Consider the following 18411-nt stretch of genomic DNA (forward strand, 5'->3'; position numbering starts at 1 on the left):
GGACTGGCGAGACGTCACCCTTGAGCGGAATGCTCAAGTCGAACGCTTCTCGGGGACAAAGTTCTCGACGAGCAGAGCCTGGCGGTCCCGAGCGCCGAGCGACGCCATTGCAACGGTTTCGGGGTACAAAGCCGAGATGGGCTTGCCGCAAACAGCTCACTTACCAGGTATGTTCAGCGATGCCGAAATCCAGATATCGGGATGGATTATGAGATCAATTGTCGCGACAGCTTTGGCTGGCCTGCTCCTCGCGTTTCGTAGATGCAGCGCATTCCACTTCAGGAGCATTTTGATGAGCACGCCCTCAATGGATGACCGGCGAACCCTGAATAACCGGTCGTGAGCCGACATCTGTGAACAAGCGGTGTGGTCGATTGCAATCACCCATGTCTTGCGCACAGGTACCTCATGGCAGTGGATGAACTGAACTTGATGGTTTTACAGATGGCAGTCGAAAGCGTCCGCTCGCTCTCGTTGAGCTTCGCTGAAAAAGCCGCCGAGATAGCCACCAGGAGCCGCGGCAGCCTGCTTTTCGACGTTCGGATCGACGGTGACGCGCAGGTCCAGCGGGTCGCAGCCATCCGATATCACGGCGGCCAATTCGGCGTGCTGGCGTTAGACGGACACGGCCTAGTTACCCACTATTGCATCGTTAACGGTATGTTCTCACATTACATTGCGGCCTTGGAGAGCTGGCACAGGATGCCCCTGTCGATGCAGGCAAAGATGGATGCCAACGGCAATGCCCGTCTTTTCGTAGCGGCGTTGCGGGATGCCGGACATATGCTGGGCACCTTGCATATGGCCAGAGTGCATCTCTGAATTTGCATGTGCATCACTGTGCGATGGCGCCGGCATGATCGTGATGCTCGAAAAGGGCTGCGGCGGCCGTGGCAAAGCGGTCGCCGCGATGATGGTGTCAACGGCGTTGCATCGATGCGAGCGTTTAGACAGAGGTCTCCTCCTGGCATCGCGCGCATGCAAGGAGCTACGCAAGCGCAAATGTATCAAGTATTTTGAAGCGACGACCCCTCATGCATATGGAGCTGCGATGCACGGGCGGCATAAGCCTCGTTGCCATCTAGCCGCCTTGATGCACGGCGATGAGCTTTCGGCGGCCTGCATCGGCGATCTGGCCGCCCTGTGCATTTTGACAAGCCTCGTCGGGTGCCGGCGATGATCCGTCGTGATGGCAGGCGGGGGTTTACAGGTTGCGGTCGGCGGGTTCGTTTCGGGCGCCTGCGCCCATCGTTATGTCGCGAGTTGGGGGATGCGATCGAGGACGATGCGCAGGATGCGCTGGTCGGGGCACGATGTCGGCAGGTGCAGGCGGATTTGCGATTTCATCTCGACCACCCGCGCAGCGATTTTGATGAGGCGCAATCGCAGCGTGTCGAATTGGGCGACGGCAAAGCTCGAGCGCCTCGGCATCGCGGCCCGCAAGCCCCACATCAACCAGTAAGCACCGGCATGCAGGAATAGCCGGAACTGGTTGGCCGTCGCTCTGGTGCAGGATGTGCGGTCGGCGGCAAGATGCGTCTTCCACGATGTGGTTCTCGGCCGCGCCGCGCCGGCAGTAGACATCCTCGTAGAGCGCCTTGGCCTTCCCACCGGCAAGGTTGGTGACGACGAAGCGGATATCGCCACCGTGGGCGCCGACCTCGACCCGCGCGATGATGCGCTCGACGCGGCTCCAACTAGCGGCGCCGTCAACGAACTCCTTGAACCTGCGGACCTTGCCTGTCTTGGCCGACGCTTCGAAGCGCGCCGTCGTGCTGGCATCCAGATCCGCGACATGCTTGCGCAGGATCGTGGTGGGCGCGAGGCCAAAGATGAAGTCGACGTCGTTGGGGCGGCACCAGTCGATGACCTGCGGGTTGCAATAATGGCTATCGCCGCGGAGCAGGATACGAATGTTCAGCCAGTTGATCCGGATCGCCCGCACCAGACGGCGCAGGTGGGGGCGGATCTCAGCCCCACTCGGCCGCTTGGCCGGTCGCAGGATCGCGCTGACGAACCGTCCCGCACCATCGAACACGACGATCCGGCTGGAAGCCGTACTCGTCATGGTGGGCATTGAACAGGCGAAGCTGTTGGCCTCCGTGCACAGCGTCGAAGGTGTCGAGAGCGCGGCGCAGCCGGTTGGCGTCGTTGCCGTCCTCGTAGCCCGCGGCGATCATTTTCATGCGAAAGCCGATCATGTCCGCCAGGCTGTGGACGACCTGGTCCGGGCAGCGCGGATCGTCGATGCAACGCGGCAGACGCTCGGCCATCCGCAACCGCTTTTCCACCTCGGCCAAGGCCAGAACGCCGCTGTTGGACGACAGCATGCCGCCGTCGAAACGGGCGACGACGGACTTGCCGCCGACTGATGACAAACCGCTCAGCGGCAGCGCAAGATCGTTCATGGTGGGTGTGGTCTCGGGAAATGGTTCGGATCGGCTTAAGCAACCAAATCCTACGTCATTTCAACGGGCTTGCGCCACATCCACCAACCCCCATGAATTTGGCTAGGTTGATGCGGCGTGCCGCCGCCGTGAGGCTGCGCTCGCTCAGCAGCGCGTCGAGAACGACGAGAAGATTCAGATCGAGCCCTTTGAAACGAATGTCTTAGCTATCCATAGCGTGGATGAATTTGATTGAAACAAAGGATTTTACCAATTTTCCGGAATGTCGCATGGACCTGGCAGGATCTCAAGTGCGCCGATCACTGCCCCTATCGCGTGGCGAGTCCCTTGAGATGAGCCCGAAAGAGGAAATCTGTCGCGTGCGGTGGAGATTGTACTGGAAATGAGAGGCAGCGCTCCGATCATGTCGAACTCTCCGACGAATGGCGGACCGGTACAATAGTTGATCGCAACTGGTCCGGAGCTATGAAACATCTCGATTACATATGAGGTGCCGAGTGAATACGCTGACAGCACCCACCGTCGCAGCGTTTAGCTGACGTTTGACGACGGTTCCTATCCATTTACACGCAGATTCTTGATGTGCTGGCGCAAAAGCGGGAGGCCGGCGACTTTTCTTCGTCATCGGGCTGACGCCGCAGAAGCCGGAACTCGTCCGGTTCCTATGGGCATTGGGCTTGGTCGGCGCACAGGGCTCCATGAGGGGCAATTTTGGCAACGCGACGCGACTCGGGTTTTGAACGACGCCGAAAACGCAAGCTGGAAAGGAACAAGATGGCAGATCAACTCGCCAACGAAATAATCGCCATGATCAAGAAGCGCGCCGCGTCGGAGGGCGGCATAGCGCCTGCCACAGGCGGCGAGATAACGGCTGCCACGAGACTGACTTCGCTCGGTATCGATTCACTGGGATTGGCGGACGTTCTCTGGGACCTGGAGCAGGCCTACGGCATCGAGATCGAGATGAATACGGCCGAGGCATGGTCGGATCTCCAGAATGTTGGGGACATGGTGGAAGCCGTGCGCAGCTTGCTCGCTACGGGGGTGTGAATGGACAGGCGCGTCGTGATTACTGGGATTGGCGGGATTTGCGGGCTTGGGACCAACACCGCCGCCATTTGGACAGAGATGCGAGAAGGCCGCTCCGCCATCGGCCCAATCGTCAACTCCGAGCTCCATGAATTGAGGGTCAGGATTGGTGCCGAGATCAAAGCGCTGCCGGAGCATGACATCGACCGCAAGCAACTCATCTCCATGGACCGCTTCAGCCTGCTCGCTGTTCTTGCGGCGCGCGAAGCCATGCGTCAGGCCGGACTTTCCTCCAAAGAGGGAAATAGCTATCGCTTCGGTGCGACGGTGGGCGTTGGCGGCTGCGGGTGGGATGCGATCGAGCAAACCTACCGCGCCATCCTGCTGGGCGGTAAGCGTGCCGCTCTCTTGACTGTACCCAAGGCGATGCCGGGTGCCGCTGCCGGCCAGGTCAGCATGAGTCTCGGCCTGCGCGGGCCGGTCTTCGGCGTCACGTCCGCCTGTTCCTCGGCAAACCATGCGATTGCCTGCGCGGTGGACCAGATCAGGCACGGCCGGGCCGACGTGATGCTTGCCGGCGGCAGCGAAGCGCCGCTCATATGGGGTGTGCTGAAGGCATGGGAAGCGATCCGCGTGCTTTCGCCCGATGCTTGCCGGCCATTCTCGGCCGATCGCCAGGGCCTATCGCTTGGTGAAGGCGCCGGCATGGCGGTGCTGGAAAGCTACGAGCATGCCCTGGCTCGGGGCGCCACCATCCTTGCCGAAATTGCCGGTGCCGGCCTTTCCGCCGATGCGTCCGACATCGTCGCGCCGACTGTCGAGGGGCCGGAGGCAGCAATGCGGGCCTGCCTTGCCGATGCCAGGCTGGACGCCGAGGATGTCGACTATCTCAACGCGCACGGCACCGGCACAAAGGCCAACGACCAGATCGAGACGGCGGCGATCAAGCGAGTCTTCGGTCAGCACGCCTTCTCAATGTCCATTTCTTCTACCAAGTCCATGCACGCGCATTGCCTCGGCGCGTCCGGCGCGCTCGAGTTGATCGCCTGCGTGATGGCTATCCGCGAGAGCGTCGTGCCGCCGACTGCCAATTATCGTGAGCTGGACCCCGATTGCGATCTCGACGTCACGCCCAATGTGGCACGCGAGCGCAAGGTGCGCGTGGCACTGAGCAACTCCTTCGCCTTTGGCGGCACGAACGCGGTTCTGGCGTTCAGGCAGGTGTAGAAGCCATGAGAGATGCCTCCGGCAACATTATCTCTCGCATCCAGATGCTTGCCAGATAACTATTGTGAAGGGCGGGTCATTGACCGCCTCGGCGAATGCGGGAAGTGGCAGCGGAAGCTCGACGATCCGGGGGTATCGTCTTTGCGAAATTCTTAACTGTTGAAGCGGCTTGGACGTACCGCCGCCCCGTAAAAGGTAAGCGAGGCCCTGCGGGCTCGGCTTGAGGGTCTGAAGCTGTACACGACAATGTCTGGAAGCCTCAGGGTCGGCTCTGCGCCCGTTATAGCCGCCTGAGTGCTGCCGGCCCGGGCCGCGCCGCGGGCGCCGTCAGCGAACTCCTTGAACCTGCGGACCTTGCCTGTCTTGGCCGACGCTTCGAAGCGTGCCGTCGTGCTGGCCTCCAGATCCGCGACATGCTTGCGCAGGGTCGTGGTGGGCGCGAGGCCAAAGATGAAGTCGACGTCGTTGGCGCGGCACCAGTCGATGACCTGCGGGTTGCAATAATGGCTATCGCCGCGGAGCAGGATACGAATGTTCGGCCAGTTGATCCGGATCGCCCGCACCAGACGGCGCAGGTGGGGGCGGATCTCAGCCCCACTCGGCCGCTTGGCCGGTCGCAGGATCGCGCTGACGAACCGTCCCGCACCATCGAACACGACGATCGGCTGGAAGCCGTACTCGTCATGGTGGGCATTGAACAGGCGAAGCTGTTGGCCTCCGTGCACAGCGTCGAAGGTGTCGTCAATGTCGAGTACGATCCGCTTCGGCACCTGCCGGAACGAGGCGCAATAGAGATCGACCATCCCCCGTCCCATCGACCAACTCCCGCACGCCGGGTAGGTTCTCCAGCCGGCACAGCGTCGATTTCGACGCCAGATCCCGACCCGACGGCAGCGCATCCTGGGCCATCTTGAAGACCGGATCGCGGCGCAGCCGGTTGGCGTCGTTGCCGTCCTCGTAGCCCGCGGCGATCATCTTCATGCGAAAGCCGATCATGTCCGCCAGGCTGTGGACGACCTGGTCCGGGCAGCGCGGATCGTCGATGCAACGCGGCAGACGCTCGGCCATCCGCAACCGCTTTTCCACCTCGGCCAAGGCCAGAACGCCGCTGTTGGACGACAGCATGCCGCCGAAACGGGCGACGACGGACTTGCCGCCGACTGATGACAAACCGCTCAGCGGCAGCGCAAGATCGTTCATGGTGGGTGTGGTCTCCGGGAAATTTCGGATCGGCTTAAGCAACCAAATCCTACGTCATTTCAAGGCTTGCGCCACATCCACCAACCCCCATGAATTTTTCAGGCTAGCAGAGAGGGTGCTTGCGGTGCACTCACTGAACGAGATCGCAAATGGACGCGCGTAACCACCAGAAGAAGCGCGCCGGCAGCCTGGGCGGGGGGCTTGGGGGTCAGACTGCCGGCGCACGCCACTCACGAAGAGCGGCCCCTTTTCGTGGTTCGAACGCCCATAGTCAACCCGGAAACGTCAGGATGCCCGCCATGTTAATTTCAGAGCGGCGCGACTCGCCATGTTGGACGATTCAGCCCGTAGGCCGAGTTGATGCTCAAGCCAGCATCGCCTTGCCGAACTAGGAAGAGTTCGCCGTTACAATCCTTCGTCGCGAGCCGATGCCGTCGTGCACGTTTCGTAGCACTCCGGGCGGCTATATCGCTTTGTTGTTCGGCGAGCTGCGCCAGAAGGCATTCGCATCCAATCGAATCAAGGGTCGACATCAGCCGCAAGCTTCACATCACAACAGCTAGTCCACCCATTGCAGATCATCCGACTGATCAGGCGGCGTCCGAAATGTCCAACTCCGACTCAAGAATTCCCACAGGTATGGAAAGCGATTTCGCTATCCGATCCCGATAGCCCTTGCTGTACCTCAGACCTCGCTCGATGTTTTGGATTTCCTCAGCGGCCAGCCCGCACGCGACCGCCAGGTCGTCGATCGAATATCCAAGGTGCTCGCGATAAGCGCGGACGATGTGGGTTCCCTGGGACATAGCCGTCAAGACTGGTTCGGGAATGCGCGAATCCTTCATAAACATCTCCAAGAACTGGGAGCTCCCTCGGAGATTCCTCCCCGCGGCGCACACCTAGCAAATAAAAAAAATGGTCGTCCATTCGGCCGAACCGGCCTCATGATGGGCCGCTGAACTCGCCGGGCCGGAATATGGCGGCTCACCTGCTTCTGATCAAGTATCAAGGCTACCCGTGCTGAGAGCCTGGTCGGCGTAGCGCATGCGACCTGCGATCCTTCGTGGACCATTCTCGCCGATGGCTTTCTTGAACAGCAACTCGAACTTTCGGCACGGACACTGCCAGCTTCGGCAATCTCCACCGGCGAGGCAGCGAAAGACCCGCTCGTAACCGCTACCGAGTTTCGCAATTGCAGCAAACAATGGTCATCTGGTTTGATCCGGGCTTCGGATCCAGACAAGGGGTACCGCTTTCCTGGAGGCGCATCGCCACCTGTACAGGTTCACAATCATTCGACCGTGACCGATTTTGCGAGATTGCGCGGCTGGTCTACATCCGTCCCCATGAAGAGCGCCGTGTGGTAGGCTAGAAGCTGTATCGGGAGCGAGAAGATCATTGGCGCGATAATCTCGTCGACAACCGGCAGCACGAGCGTGTGCATGGTTTCGAGTTTCGATACGGCTGCCCCTTTTTCATCGGTGATGAGGATAATCCGCCCTCCACGGGCAGCCACTTCCTGCATGTTGGAAACGGTCTTGTCGAAAAGACGGTCATGGGGCGCGATGACGATCACTGGCATGTTCTCGTCTATCAATGCGATCGGCCCGTGCTTCAATTCACCCGCTGCATAGCCCTCGGCATGGATGTAGGAAATCTCCTTGAGCTTCAGCGCACCTTCCATCGCTAGCGGGAAACTGGTGCCACGGCCGAGATACAGGACGTCACGACACTTTGACAGTTCGCGCGACAAGAACTCGATTTCCGGCTGGATGCTCTCGAGTACGTGGCCCATCACGCGCGGCAATTCGGCGAGGCTCCTGACGAGCCCCTGCAGCTCGTCTTCGGGGACGGTCCCGCGGGCTCTGGCCGCGCCGATGGCGAGTGCTGCTAGAACGGCAAGCTGGCAGGTAAAAGCCTTGGTAGAGGCGACGCCGATCTCCGGTCCGGCAAGGATCGGGAAAACCGTATCGGCCTCCCGAGCGATGGTCGATTCGCAGGCATTGACGATAGCGCCAATTTTCAGCCCACGCTCCTTGCAGTACCTCAATGACGCAAGCGTATCGGCGGTTTCGCCGGACTGCGAGATGAAAAGAGCCGCCGACTGCGGCGGCAACGGGATCTCGCGGTAACGGAATTCGGACGCAACGTCGATTTCAACCGTCAGGCGCGCATAGCGCTCGAACCAGTATTTTCCGATCAGTCCGGCGAAATAGGCGGTCCCGCAGGCAGAGATCGCCAAGCTCGGGACCTTGGCGAAATCAATGCCAGGAACCATGTCGCGACTGTCTATGATGTTAATGTAATGACGGAGAGCATGGGCGATGACCTCGGGCTGCTCGTAAATCTCCTTCTCCATGAAGTGGCGATGGTTGCCCTTGTTGGCCAGATCGGCCGCGGCCGTGGAGATATGGCGCGGACGCTCGACGGGACGGCCGTCGATATCGAAGATATGGGCGCCCGAATTGCCGACAACGGCCCAGTCGCCGTCGATGAGATAGGTAATTTCATTGGTGAAAGGAGCAAGGGCGATTGCGTCGGAGCCCAGGAACATCTCGCCGTCGCCGTGACCGATCGCGAGCGGTGGTCCGTTGCGCGCCGCCGTGATGGTCGTCGGTTCATCTTCGAAGAGGATGGCAAGCGCATAGGCGCCCTTGACGCGTTTCAGCATGGCACGCGTGGCCTCTTGCGGCCTCATGCCCTCTCGGCGGTATCTTGCCAAGAGATGCCCAACGACCTCGGTGTCGGTGTCGGTCTGGAACTCGGCGCCATCCGCCGCCAATTCGTCCTTCAGCTCGGTGAAATTCTCGATGATGCCGTTATGGACTACGGCGACACCGTCGCTAAAGTGCGGGTGCGCATTGCGTTCGGTCGAGGCCCCGTGGGTTGCCCAACGCGTGTGGCCGATGCCGACGTTGCCGCTCAGCGGCTCTTCCTTCAGTCGCGTCTCGAGATTGACGAGCTTGCCCTCGGCGCGCCGGCGGTGCAAGGCACCCTCGATGATCGTCGCAACGCCGGCGGAATCATAGCCGCGATATTCCAAACCCTTCAACGCGCCGATCAACCGATCCGACACCGGCTGTTGCCCAACGATGCCAACAATCCCGCACATGTTCGTCTCCGCATCTTTGCGGGCAGCACCAGCCCACGCGAGACGGATACCCGTCCGGCCGCTTTAAGTGGCGGCCTTGTAGTAGTAATCCATAATATTGGTAAAATTGATTGTTGTGATAACTACCATCCACCCGATGGATAGGTCGGCCGCTGTGGGGCCACGACCCAAACTTCTATTCGCGCCTGACGCTCTTATGAGGATCGCAAACTCACACCCGCGGCAGGATCACGGCCTCAGAAAGGCCAGGAGGCCTTGGACAGTGGACGGACGACGGGCCTGCGGGTAGGAGCATTGTGCCGCCGACTTGGGCATCGGCGATGGTCTGTCTTGGCGACAGCCTGAGTTCGCTTCAGGACCGTCGTCGTCTCGCGCGGCTGCCGGTGTCAGTTGACGATAACAAAATGTCCGCCGGGGGCGAGCGCCTCGCGCACGGCACGTGCCAGCCGCGGTCGGTCCGGGACGCCGTCGAAGGCGTTGGCCGTGAAGACGAAGTCGACGGGGCGTGACACCAGAGTAGCGAGTTCATAGCGCATAGCCGGCGACGAATTCGCAATTGGTCGCGCCGGCGCCGGTCAGCCGGCGCTGCGCGGCCTCCAGCTGGTCGGCGTAGTGCGACGACATGGCGGGCGATTGTGGCGATCGGCACAGCCGCCCCGCAACAGAGGTCGACCACCTCCATGCCCGGCTTCAGCCCGGTTGTCGCAAGCGCCATCTTCGCTGCGGTCGCGCTTGTCATGCTGCCCTTTCCTAGCCTTTGCAAGAACACGAACCTCGGCTTCGGTCGGAATGGCAACGTGGCGAAGGGCGACCCGATCTGCGTCAAGCTCATCGCCACGGAAGAGGCGAATGATAGGCAGCCCCACTACCGCCTGATCACCACCGGCGGCCGCCGATGTTCCCAGCATTCGCGTTCCAAGGTCGGCATGTCGTGCTCCTCGCTGGCATAGCCGAGGCAGAAATAGCCGATCAGCGTCCATTCGGGCGGCGTGTCGAGAATTTCGGCCATCTCGGTCGCATCGAGGATCGACACCCAGCCCATGCCGATGCCCTCCGCCCGCGCCGCCACCCACAGTGTGTGCACTGCCATGACGGCCGAATAGTCGATGGTCGCCGCCATGGTCATGCGACCGAGCCCATGGCCTTGTCGGGTCGTGTGGTCGGCGAAGACCGCGAATTGACAGGGCGCCTCGTCGAGCCCGGCAAGCTTCAGCCGGGCATAGAGTGAGGCGCGCTCTCCCGAAAAGCGGGTGAGCGCCTCGGCATTGCAGCGCTCGAAGCAGTCTCTCACGGCAGTGCGCCGCTTGAGGCTCTCGACCACTACGAAGCGCCAGGGCTGGCTGAGGCCAACGGAGGGCGCAATGCTGGCGAGCTCGAGCAGGCGTTCCAGCGTACCCTCTGGCAGAGCCGTTGGCTCGAAGCGCCGCACATCCCTGCGCCAGCGCAGCAGCGTGATCAGCCCGGAGCGAAAATCGTCGGTGAAATCTGGAGGTGACGGCATGGCGGTCTCGTTAGGTATGTATTGGGCACTAGGGAGTACAGTGTGGACAGCCTCTGCCTATTGCCAAGCTGGCTTGTTGCGTCCGACAATCGCGTCATGCGACCCCAACCGCAAACGATAGAAAAATCTTTCCTGGTGGGCGGCGCTATTACGATGCAATCGACCAAGCCAGTTTCGATCAGCTCGCAGGGCGGTGAATCGTGTACCAGGCCGTTGCTAAATGCGCCATTGACACTCAGGCGCACCCGTATCGCTGACCAAGCCTCGGAACGAGGAGAACGTCGGCCTGGAACGCGGAGACGGCGACAGGCGTCTCAGCTTGCATATACTCGTTCCTACAGCACCGCCTGCAACTCAGTTTGCTTCCGACCACGACCGGCCTCGACGTCCCCGAAGATTCCCAGGTCATTCGGCAGATACCATCGTCTGACGTCATAGCGCCGCAGCGGACAGCACCAGCTGCCCAATTTCATTTGGGGCATCGCTGAGCTTCCAGTCGCCACCGCAATTTCGTCTTCCAGCAGCGTCAGGCATGACCCAAAATTGGAGCTCATCCCTCTCACGGTCAATTCGCGCTTGAATTACATGTTCTACTTTCGTTCACTGTTCGGACGACACATTAGAAAGAGCTGGAATGGAACCTATCATCAGCCCTACGACAGCCGCCAAAGGCGGCCGCTGTTCAAGCCCGCCGAAAAGTTTGGATGCCGTTCACAAGGGGAAAGCATTGGTGGGACCATGCCGGAACCATCTACCTCTTTGTTCTTCTCGGAGAACATCGCCCGGGCCAGTGGTCTCTCGGAGAGTAAAAATAACTGACGCGCATCAGGGCTCGCGCATGTGGAACGCGATGAGCATCCCCAGTTACTGGCACATTCTACAATCAGCTACCAACTGACAAACGTATGGCAGGAGACGGATGAGACGTGGACGGTGTTCGACCGTCGTACCGCAGAGTCGCCATGTCGCATTTAGAAGGTCCTAATATTTGATGCAAATGGCTGGGAACGTTGCTCACCCTCAACTCGGACGTGACCGTTACCATAAACAGCGAATGGGCTGGTGCCGTCATGAAGTTGGAAGGCGACTTGCCTCCTCTAGCCGTTTTCGCAACCTATCCCGTCGCCGTCTCGGTCAAGATCATAGATATCGGTGCCTACGACAGAGACCGGCCCGTGTACGTATGCGGGACCATTGCCCTTTCCGGAGGAACAGTCGACATCGCTGGCGATTGGAACACAGGCGCCTGTGTAGTTAGGGTCGCAGGATTCTTGGCCATGAGCGCTGCTGATGAATAACGCCAGAACCAGAGCGACCGCGCCTAGACGACCAAACCCCATCAAATACCCGCCAGCTAACACCCAAGAAATCTTAGCGGGCATTTTAGCTCCATGCAATATTAGCGCTGGCTTGGGCGCCTATATATCACCACCAAGCTCCAAAGAGATGAGTTATTGCCCGACTGCAATGATCAAGATCGGGTTGAGGGTCGCGCGATGGCGGGCTACTTGATTTCGGTTTGGCAGATGCGTGGCCAAAGACCGACGCGTGCTGCCAGGGATATGCATCTGCGGCGGGGTTTGACTTTTGGTATTGCTAGGCAGGAAGGTCGCTTGCTGTACAGAGGAGCTTATTGCCGAGGTTGAGAATCCTAGTACCGATCGATGGTGGTGCATCCCACAGCAGTCTGATTTGCGACAGCCGTCGTCGAGCCGGAGTGCGCATCGCCCTCTTCGGTGAGGCCTCCGTAAGCGTCTGCGACGACCGACAGAGTCGACAAGCACGCGCTTCGTTCAGCGCCCCGAGGTGATCATGGCTGAAAAGCGGTCCTACAAGGGCGGGCGATGTTAGCCTTCAAGGCCGACAAGAGGCAAACGCTATGGGATCGTGTGCAGGGCGAGGTCGGCGTCCCGGTCCCGAAGGAGCATAAGAAGGACAAGGCGGAATGGCTGAAGCCGGGACTGGTCGGCCGGGTCACGAGGAGAAGGGCGACGAGAAGCTGCGCCTCGCAAGGCTACTGGATTACTGGGAGGCTAACCAAAGAGCGCGGCCAGTCTTGGGTATATTGTACGATTGTTACCCAAGCGGCGGCCGCATGGACTCTCATCATCGTGGAACTACATTGCCACAATGGCACAGCTCTTTGAATCCGCCCCAATGAGCGCTTCATTTCAGATGATCGTCGACCACTACGAGACAGCGGTTTCACTCCAGGAGCGCATTGTAACTCGCGCTCGACAAGTCGGCTTGGCGACCAAAAGCGATGACGAATTTCTGGAGCATTTGAATGCGGCGTTAGAGCGGGTGCGCCAAACCCTGGCTGGCGCCGATCAACGCAGTTAAAATGGGACATCCGCGGTCCGCAGGCATACAGTGTGCCATCGACGGCAACTCTAAGGGCGTCCGTCGGCTGTGAGCGATCAACATGCTTCCGCCCCAATAGGGAGAGGGAGCTATGACAGATTCCAAATCACAAACTCACACTGCCGCGCAATGCGACACCGGCCAAAATTCCATCTATCGCAATTCGCTGCTGCTTCGAATGTGCTCGGCAGATTTGGCCTTGCTGCAACCTCATTTGAAAAGCGTCTCCCTTGGACTGAAGACGCATCTCGAAGTGGCGGGGTCTCCAATCAGAACCGTGTACTTCTTCGAGAGCGGTCTCGGGTCAGTGGTGGGCGAACTGCGGCCTGGTATTGAAGCTGAGATCGGAATCATAGGTTGTGAGGGCATGACCGGCTCAGCGCTTATCATGGGCGATGACCGGTCAACGCACGATTGTTACGTCCAATTAGAAGCCCGAGCCTTTGTTATCGACGCGGGCCTCTTCACCAAGGCGCTTTTGACAAGCCCAACCCTGCGAAGTTTTCTGCTCCGCTACGTTCACTACTTTCACCTCCAGGCAAGCTTCACCGCGCTCAGCAATGCCCGGATGAACATCGTCGATAGGCTCTCAAGATGGCTGGTGATGTGTGATGATCGCGTCGAGGGGAACAGCTTTGCGATTACGCACGAGTTCTTATCAGTTATGCTCGGTGTCAGGCGGCCCGGCATCACCATAGCGCTGCAAACCTTGGGCCAAGGTATGATACGCTCAAGGCGAGGAGAGGTAGTCATTCTTGATCGCGCGCGTCTAATTGCGCTGGCAGATGGGTCATATGGCAGGGCTGAAGCCGAATACGCTCGGCTAGTCGGCAAACTGCATTGACCGCAGGCGCCGCGGCGTCCGTAGCGCCGCGACGGTGATCGCCAACGAACGTGCTCGAACAGGAGATGGTCGATTTCCTGCATTGGAGTCATGTCCGGGTAAGCCGCCTAGACAGAGCCTTCACCGCCGACGTTGCCGAGCATCGGGATCCAAGACGAAGCTGTCATGCCGGCACCGCTGCATGCGCCACGCGAGGAACAAACCGCCCCTCGCAGTCGTTCAGGATTGCGAAGCACGATACGGCTGTGCACCACCTTCCGGTGACTCCAAAGGAGACCCGAGATGACTCGGTCCGTAGAGGAGGTTTTCGAAGAGCATCTGAGGCTTCGCGTGGCAGGCGATCTCGAGGAAGCTGGAGCAATGGCGAGACTCATTGCGCCAGCCGCATAGCCTTATCTTGCCTCACAACGGGAAGGCTGTTTCGGGACTTTTCGAAATCAGCGGATCACAGGCTCGCCATGGAAGCGGCGGCGCGATGGAGGAGAAACGCCGAAGCCAACTTCCATCATCAGCCGTGGCCTGTGCGACGGCACGGTGCCCATATGGAACCCGAACGGATCCTCGACGAAACCGAAACCGGCCTTGCCGGTCAGCGTGACCGGACTCTGCTTGCCGTAGACGTCCAGAATCTCTTGCGCTGGATGGCCGACGACAAGCGTAAATTGGTGCTTGAGGGCGCGGCGATCATGGCTGCCGCGAACATAGATATGCGGGCCGGTCCCCTCGTCGACGGGCACTAGATAGAAAAAGAACTTCAGCATCCGCCAGTCGTCCAGGTCGAAATGGTATTTGCCGAGCGAAGCCAGGTTCTTGTCGGCGTCCGACGCCTGGCCGGTCGGGAAGCTCCACCAGACGCGCGTCGTGATCAGCGTCGCCTGGCCGCCGAGATAGTGCGCGGCGATATCCATGAGCAGCGGATCGTTTTGGATGGCAACGGCCGACTTACAGCCCAGAATGCGCTCGAAATAATGGCCGCTGAGCAACGGACGGCCAAATCGCGCCTCAGCCTCCGCATGCTCCGCCGGCATGAATTCGAGTCGGCGATCGAAATTGCCGAAACAAGGTGTGCACCTTGCGAATGCGGCTACATCTTCAGCCACCATTGCAGGCAGGACAAGGCCGGGAAAAAGCCCATCCATCCGCAGCGCGTCGACAACGTCGTGGCAATTGACACCGGCAAACATCGTGTCCTGGGCTCTTTGCGGCCTTCGGACCGGCTTTGCACCACGCCAGTGCATTCTCCGTGCCGGCATGGTGCGCGCCAACATGAACATGGGCAGCCACGCCGGATTTTCGCGAATATCCGACAGGTAGGTCGGAATGCGTACGGCTATGCGACGCAGCATGCTGCCGTTTCGCGCGATTGTCTCAAGGCTTGCAGCGCCGGCTTTGTCGGAGTTCATAACGGTCATCGGGGTCCTCAGGTCATGAATGCACTTATCGACGAAGTTGGGTCCCGGTGTTTCGCCGAAACCCGATTCGCCGCGGAAGAACTAGGAGCTTGCCACGTTTTGTGCAACGCACCATTGCAGTGAGAAATGGAGGTTGCGCGTTCGGATAAGACAATCGCAACCACCCCAATTACCTCAGGAACTGTCTGTAGCCGCCGCCCATCAGGTAGCGGCCACGTTGGATGGCGCGGCGTACCTGATCGCGAAGATGGCCGCCTGGATGACGCCAATCTTCTTCGACACGGCGTCTCCCGAACAAGGCAATGGCGACCTCCTGATGAGATGCTCCCGCGAGCGAGCCATCCAAAGCCTGCAGTACAATACGCAGACGCGCTCCGCGGTGTTCCGGCGGAAAGCAAGCAGCTGACACGCGGCGGCAATCATTGATGTCGTTCAGGAACTGAAGGGCAGCGACATGGAACTTGAGGTGCTGCGGCTGAAGGATTGCGTCGACATATAGCCGCAACGGGCGGAGGACGGACGCACCGGAAACGGCGATCTGCAGACTCCGGCAGTTCTCCCTCAGCAGCACGTGCTGCATGCCCGCAGCTGTCAGCAGGATGTCCTTGCAGCATGAGAGCGATGAAAGGTGAAGCGGTTCAAAATCGTGGTCGAGCCCCAGCGGCTCCGCGGCCGCTCGTAGAATACAGGCGCAATCGCGCGGATCCCAAAAGACCCTCGCCGATGTAGCGTCCGACTGTGGCGCGTCCGCGAAAAAGGAGGCTCCATTGTCTTAGGAAAGCTGATTCTGTCGTCAACTCGATTATCTTCATGTCGGCCTGGGCTCCGACAAAGCAGGCGGACGGTGCCATTTTGGCGTGGTCGCGCTGGAATTGTGGATTGCGCCGAAGAAACTCCCAGGCCCAGCCAGTCCGTGGCAATCGTCTGGCGTAGTGGTAAGCGTCCTGGCGACGCCAGTCCGGCCAGCATACAAGGCCGACCGTCGCTTCCTTGGGCAAACCAGCATCCTTCATGGCACAGGTGTCCACAATGGCGCTATGCTGACGGGCCTAGAACCGGTTGCCACAGTACCGGTCCGCTCAGACGTCCCCTGCTGCGGATTCGCAAAAGGCTCGCGTGGGAAATCTCGAGAAACCCAGCCACCGCCTCCGTTTTGCCGACGCACTTGGGTTCTCCGATGCGCGACAATGGCCACGTAGCAAGGCGGAGGATCCGCTCCATGCGGGTGTCCGTCACCGTTACGATCCGGGTCAGATCCTTGGCCAAGCCGAACTCGATCATGCCCGCGAAGAGCTCGTAGGTCGCCTGGGCCAGCCCGCCCGCTGCCTTGGGCGCCGACGGAGGAAGATCGAGCGCGAAACGACTGCTCTCCCATATGTCGGTGGTCGAGGGCACGACGTCAGCACCCAGCAGCACCGGGAAGGTGTCGCGCAACATTGTGGGTCCGGTGCTGGGCAAAAGACGCACGCAACCGCGAATTCGCCAGTCGGATCCTTTGAGGAGCAGATAGACAGGCTTGAGAGCATCAAACGGATCGGATTCCATCTGGTCTTCGGTATCAACTTCCCAATCGAGCCTTTCCTTGAAGACCCGAAACCTGAGCCCATGCATCTCTTTGAGTTCGCCTGCAAACTCGTTGTAAAAGTCTGGTGCTATCAGTTGCATCATGGTCGCCTCCATGTGGGATGTGTTCCCGCCATCGAAGGGCAAAGCTGACATCGATGCAGCCTGTAGAGGTTTACAGGTATCGTGGCTGAGAATCAGGATCTCGTCAGGCCGGAGGCAGCCATTCGTGCAACGGCTTGGTTGATCGTTCGAACGCCAAACTTTGCCTTGGCGTTTTCCAGATGAAAGGTCACGGTGCGCTTTGAGACGCCGAGAAGCTGGCTAGTATCCCAAGCCGACTTGCCGCGCGCCGCCCATTTCAGGCACTCGAACTCCCGCGGGGTGAGCGTTACACCATCCACCACGCGATGATCGGCGAGCCTGCGCCGGACATGGATATGAAAGTTGATGGCCACCAGCTGCAATGCTTTTTCGTAACGTGCCAGTGACCGCAACAGAGGCGGACGGGACTCGTCGGAAGCAAAGGTCAGGGCAGCAAACCGGCCGAGATGATCATGCATGGACATCGTCAGGCCGCCGCAGATGCCAAACTCAGCCGCACTCTCTAGAATTTGTTGCTGCGAATTCGGCAGACAGTGCCGAGCGCGATCCACACCCCAATCGAATGTATCCCAGCCTTGCAGCCCGCGCAGGATGACCGGATCGAGACTGTGGTACCGCTGTTGCAGATAACGTGACGTCCAGGATGAAGGATAGTTTGAAATCAATTGGGGGGCGTCGCCGGAGGCTGACGGGTAGGTGAAATAGGCGAATAGCGGGAAGTCGAAGCCGGCTGCAGCGGAGGCCATTGCCTCACAGAGATCGGCAGCATCAACACTTGCAGACAGTTGCTCGACGAAGTTCTCAAACACGCGATGCATGTGTCCTGTGCGTAACCTCCGTAACGCTCAATGCCAGGCAGAGACCTTGTTTTAGATGATCCCGGACGAATACGGCGCGTGCCGAGAACGTGGCTAATCTGTTGAACCAATCCGAAATAGTCTGACGTTGTCTATGAGCCGTGTGCCGCCGAGCCAGGCGGCGGCAAGCAACCGTGCCGGTCGATCGAGGCTTGTTATCGGCTGCAGATCTGCTTCATCGCGAAGTTCCAGGTATTCGACCTCGCGATAGCCTGCAGTCAGAATTGCTGCGCGAGATTCTGCAAGCGTTGGCATGATGGGTGAGCCGCGCTCAAGCCGCTCAGCCGTCTTGAGCAGGACCGATGATAGCTTGGGAGCAACAGCGCGTTCCGCTGGCGAGAGCCGCACATTGCGCGATGATAGCGCAAGACCGTCGGCTTCACGGACTGTCGGACAGGCAACAATGGTGATTGGAATATCGAGATCCTGGGCCATGCGCCTGACCAGGTGAATTTGCTGAAAGTCCTTTTCGCCAAAGAAGCCGAAGTCAGCGCTGGTCTGCAGGAAGAGCTTGGCGACGACGGTCGCCACGCCGTCGAAATGCCCCGGCCGGAATGTACCGCACAGGCCTTCGCTGACACCGCAAACCGAAACGGTGGTGGCGAAGCCCGCCGGATACATCTCCTCTGCATCTGGCGCATAAAGCAGGTGCGCGCCAACCGGTGCCAGTTTGGCGGCATCCTCGTTCTCGGTGCACTGCTGTCCGGTTAAATTGGCTGGACAGGTTGCATGACATTGATTCTACTCGATTTCGGACGTTTCGCGCCGTTTGGGACACGAGCAGGAGAT

16 protein-coding genes and 5 pseudogenes are annotated in these 18411 nt (G+C 59.8%); 7 read left to right on the forward strand and 14 right to left on the reverse strand.

All coding sequences use genetic code 11. The features are described 5' to 3' along the window. The first annotated feature begins 408 nt into the window (after positions 1-408). Both NKI15_RS22825 and NKI15_RS22830 read left to right on the forward strand, forming a co-directional pair. Entirely contained in the window at positions 409-822 is a 414-nt protein-coding gene (locus NKI15_RS22825; protein WP_352887128.1) for a hypothetical protein, read from the forward strand. A 34-nt stretch (positions 823-856) separates the two neighbouring features. Next, positions 857-1180: a hypothetical protein gene (locus NKI15_RS22830; protein WP_023807036.1), complete on the forward strand. Its 324-nt coding sequence runs from the start codon at positions 857-859 to the stop codon at positions 1178-1180. Between the two features lie 71 nt (positions 1181-1251). Here the strand turns inward: NKI15_RS22830 and NKI15_RS22835 are convergent. Both NKI15_RS22835 and NKI15_RS22840 read right to left on the reverse strand, forming a co-directional pair. Beyond that, positions 1252-2408: pseudogene (locus NKI15_RS22835) on the reverse strand (IS1380 family transposase). A gap of 97 nt (positions 2409-2505) precedes the next feature. After that, a pseudogene (locus tag NKI15_RS22840) lies at positions 2506-2607 on the reverse strand (LysR family transcriptional regulator); the annotation flags it as partial. A 575-nt stretch (positions 2608-3182) separates the two neighbouring features. On the opposite strand from NKI15_RS22840, the gene NKI15_RS22845 reads away from it, so the two are divergent. Beyond that, positions 3183-3458, forward strand: a complete 276-nt coding sequence (locus NKI15_RS22845; RefSeq protein WP_031206078.1) for an acyl carrier protein — start codon at positions 3183-3185, stop codon at positions 3456-3458. Next, positions 3459-4664, forward strand: coding sequence for a beta-ketoacyl-[acyl-carrier-protein] synthase family protein (locus NKI15_RS22850; protein ID WP_023808085.1), 1206 nt, complete (start codon positions 3459-3461; stop codon positions 4662-4664). Here the strand turns inward: NKI15_RS22850 and NKI15_RS22855 are convergent. From NKI15_RS22855 to bluB, 6 genes and pseudogenes are all read right to left on the reverse strand, one after another. Next, positions 4651-4815 (reverse strand): annotated as a pseudogene (locus tag NKI15_RS22855) (LysR family transcriptional regulator); the annotation flags it as partial. The gene NKI15_RS22850 and the pseudogene NKI15_RS22855 sit on opposite strands and share 14 nt — an antisense overlap. A 169-nt stretch (positions 4816-4984) precedes the next feature. Next, positions 4985-5864 (reverse strand): annotated as a pseudogene (locus NKI15_RS22860) (IS1380 family transposase); the annotation flags it as partial. A gap of 590 nt (positions 5865-6454) precedes the next feature. Continuing rightward, positions 6455-6709 carry a helix-turn-helix domain-containing protein gene (locus tag NKI15_RS22865; RefSeq protein ID WP_031197535.1) on the reverse strand — a complete coding sequence of 85 codons (255 nt, stop codon included), beginning with the start codon at positions 6707-6709 and terminating at the stop codon, positions 6455-6457. 446 nt (positions 6710-7155) lie between these two features. Continuing rightward, complete coding sequence (gene glmS / locus NKI15_RS22870; RefSeq protein WP_023808082.1) at positions 7156-8976, reverse strand: glutamine--fructose-6-phosphate transaminase (isomerizing); 1821 nt, start codon at positions 8974-8976, stop codon at positions 7156-7158. Between the two features lie 386 nt (positions 8977-9362). Then, positions 9363-9488 carry a class I SAM-dependent methyltransferase gene (locus tag NKI15_RS22875; RefSeq protein WP_352447890.1) on the reverse strand — a complete coding sequence of 42 codons (126 nt, stop codon included), beginning with the start codon at positions 9486-9488 and terminating at the stop codon, positions 9363-9365. Positions 9489-9841: 353 nt separating this feature from the next. Continuing rightward, positions 9842-10477, reverse strand: a complete 636-nt coding sequence (gene bluB / locus NKI15_RS22880) for a 5,6-dimethylbenzimidazole synthase (RefSeq protein WP_023822519.1) — start codon at positions 10475-10477, stop codon at positions 9842-9844. A gap of 1010 nt (positions 10478-11487) precedes the next feature. On the opposite strand from bluB, the gene NKI15_RS22885 reads away from it, so the two are divergent. From NKI15_RS22885 to NKI15_RS22895, 3 genes are all read left to right on the forward strand, one after another. Next, positions 11488-11775 carry a hypothetical protein gene (locus NKI15_RS22885; protein ID WP_352515365.1) on the forward strand — a complete coding sequence of 96 codons (288 nt, stop codon included), beginning with the start codon at positions 11488-11490 and terminating at the stop codon, positions 11773-11775. An 832-nt stretch (positions 11776-12607) separates the two neighbouring features. Further along, positions 12608-12820 (forward strand): hypothetical protein, encoded by a 213-nt coding sequence (locus NKI15_RS22890; RefSeq protein WP_155921670.1) that lies wholly within the window; start codon positions 12608-12610, stop codon positions 12818-12820. Between the two features lie 112 nt (positions 12821-12932). Further along, the gene (locus tag NKI15_RS22895) at positions 12933-13685 is read left to right on the forward strand and encodes a Crp/Fnr family transcriptional regulator (protein ID WP_352887132.1); all 753 of its coding nucleotides are present in this window, start codon (positions 12933-12935) and stop codon (positions 13683-13685) included. Between the two features lie 437 nt (positions 13686-14122). Here the strand turns inward: NKI15_RS22895 and NKI15_RS22900 are convergent, their stop codons facing one another. The 6 genes and pseudogenes from NKI15_RS22900 to NKI15_RS22925 form a co-directional block, all read right to left on the reverse strand. After that, a complete protein-coding gene (locus NKI15_RS22900) occupies positions 14123-15097 on the reverse strand; it encodes a hypothetical protein (protein ID WP_023708080.1) in 975 nt (324 codons plus the stop codon). Positions 15098-15266: 169 nt separating this feature from the next. Then, the gene (locus NKI15_RS22905; protein WP_023673629.1) at positions 15267-15677 is read right to left on the reverse strand and encodes a DUF2285 domain-containing protein; all 411 of its coding nucleotides are present in this window, start codon (positions 15675-15677) and stop codon (positions 15267-15269) included. 58 nt (positions 15678-15735) lie between these two features. Further along, positions 15736-16110: a transcriptional regulator domain-containing protein gene (locus NKI15_RS22910; protein WP_352447891.1), complete on the reverse strand. Its 375-nt coding sequence runs from the start codon at positions 16108-16110 to the stop codon at positions 15736-15738. A 22-nt stretch (positions 16111-16132) separates the two neighbouring features. Further along, complete coding sequence (locus NKI15_RS22915) at positions 16133-16765, reverse strand: acyl-homoserine-lactone synthase (RefSeq protein WP_031206361.1); 633 nt, start codon at positions 16763-16765, stop codon at positions 16133-16135. A 92-nt stretch (positions 16766-16857) separates the two neighbouring features. Then, positions 16858-17583 carry a LuxR family transcriptional regulator gene (locus NKI15_RS22920; RefSeq protein ID WP_286456140.1) on the reverse strand — a complete coding sequence of 242 codons (726 nt, stop codon included), beginning with the start codon at positions 17581-17583 and terminating at the stop codon, positions 16858-16860. Between the two features lie 93 nt (positions 17584-17676). Beyond that, positions 17677-18315: pseudogene (locus tag NKI15_RS22925) on the reverse strand (4-phosphopantoate--beta-alanine ligase); the annotation flags it as partial. Positions 18316-18411 lie beyond the last annotated feature (96 nt).

Source organism: Mesorhizobium sp. M0862, from assembly GCF_040319795.1.
GTDB lineage: Bacteria > Pseudomonadota > Alphaproteobacteria > Rhizobiales > Rhizobiaceae > Mesorhizobium.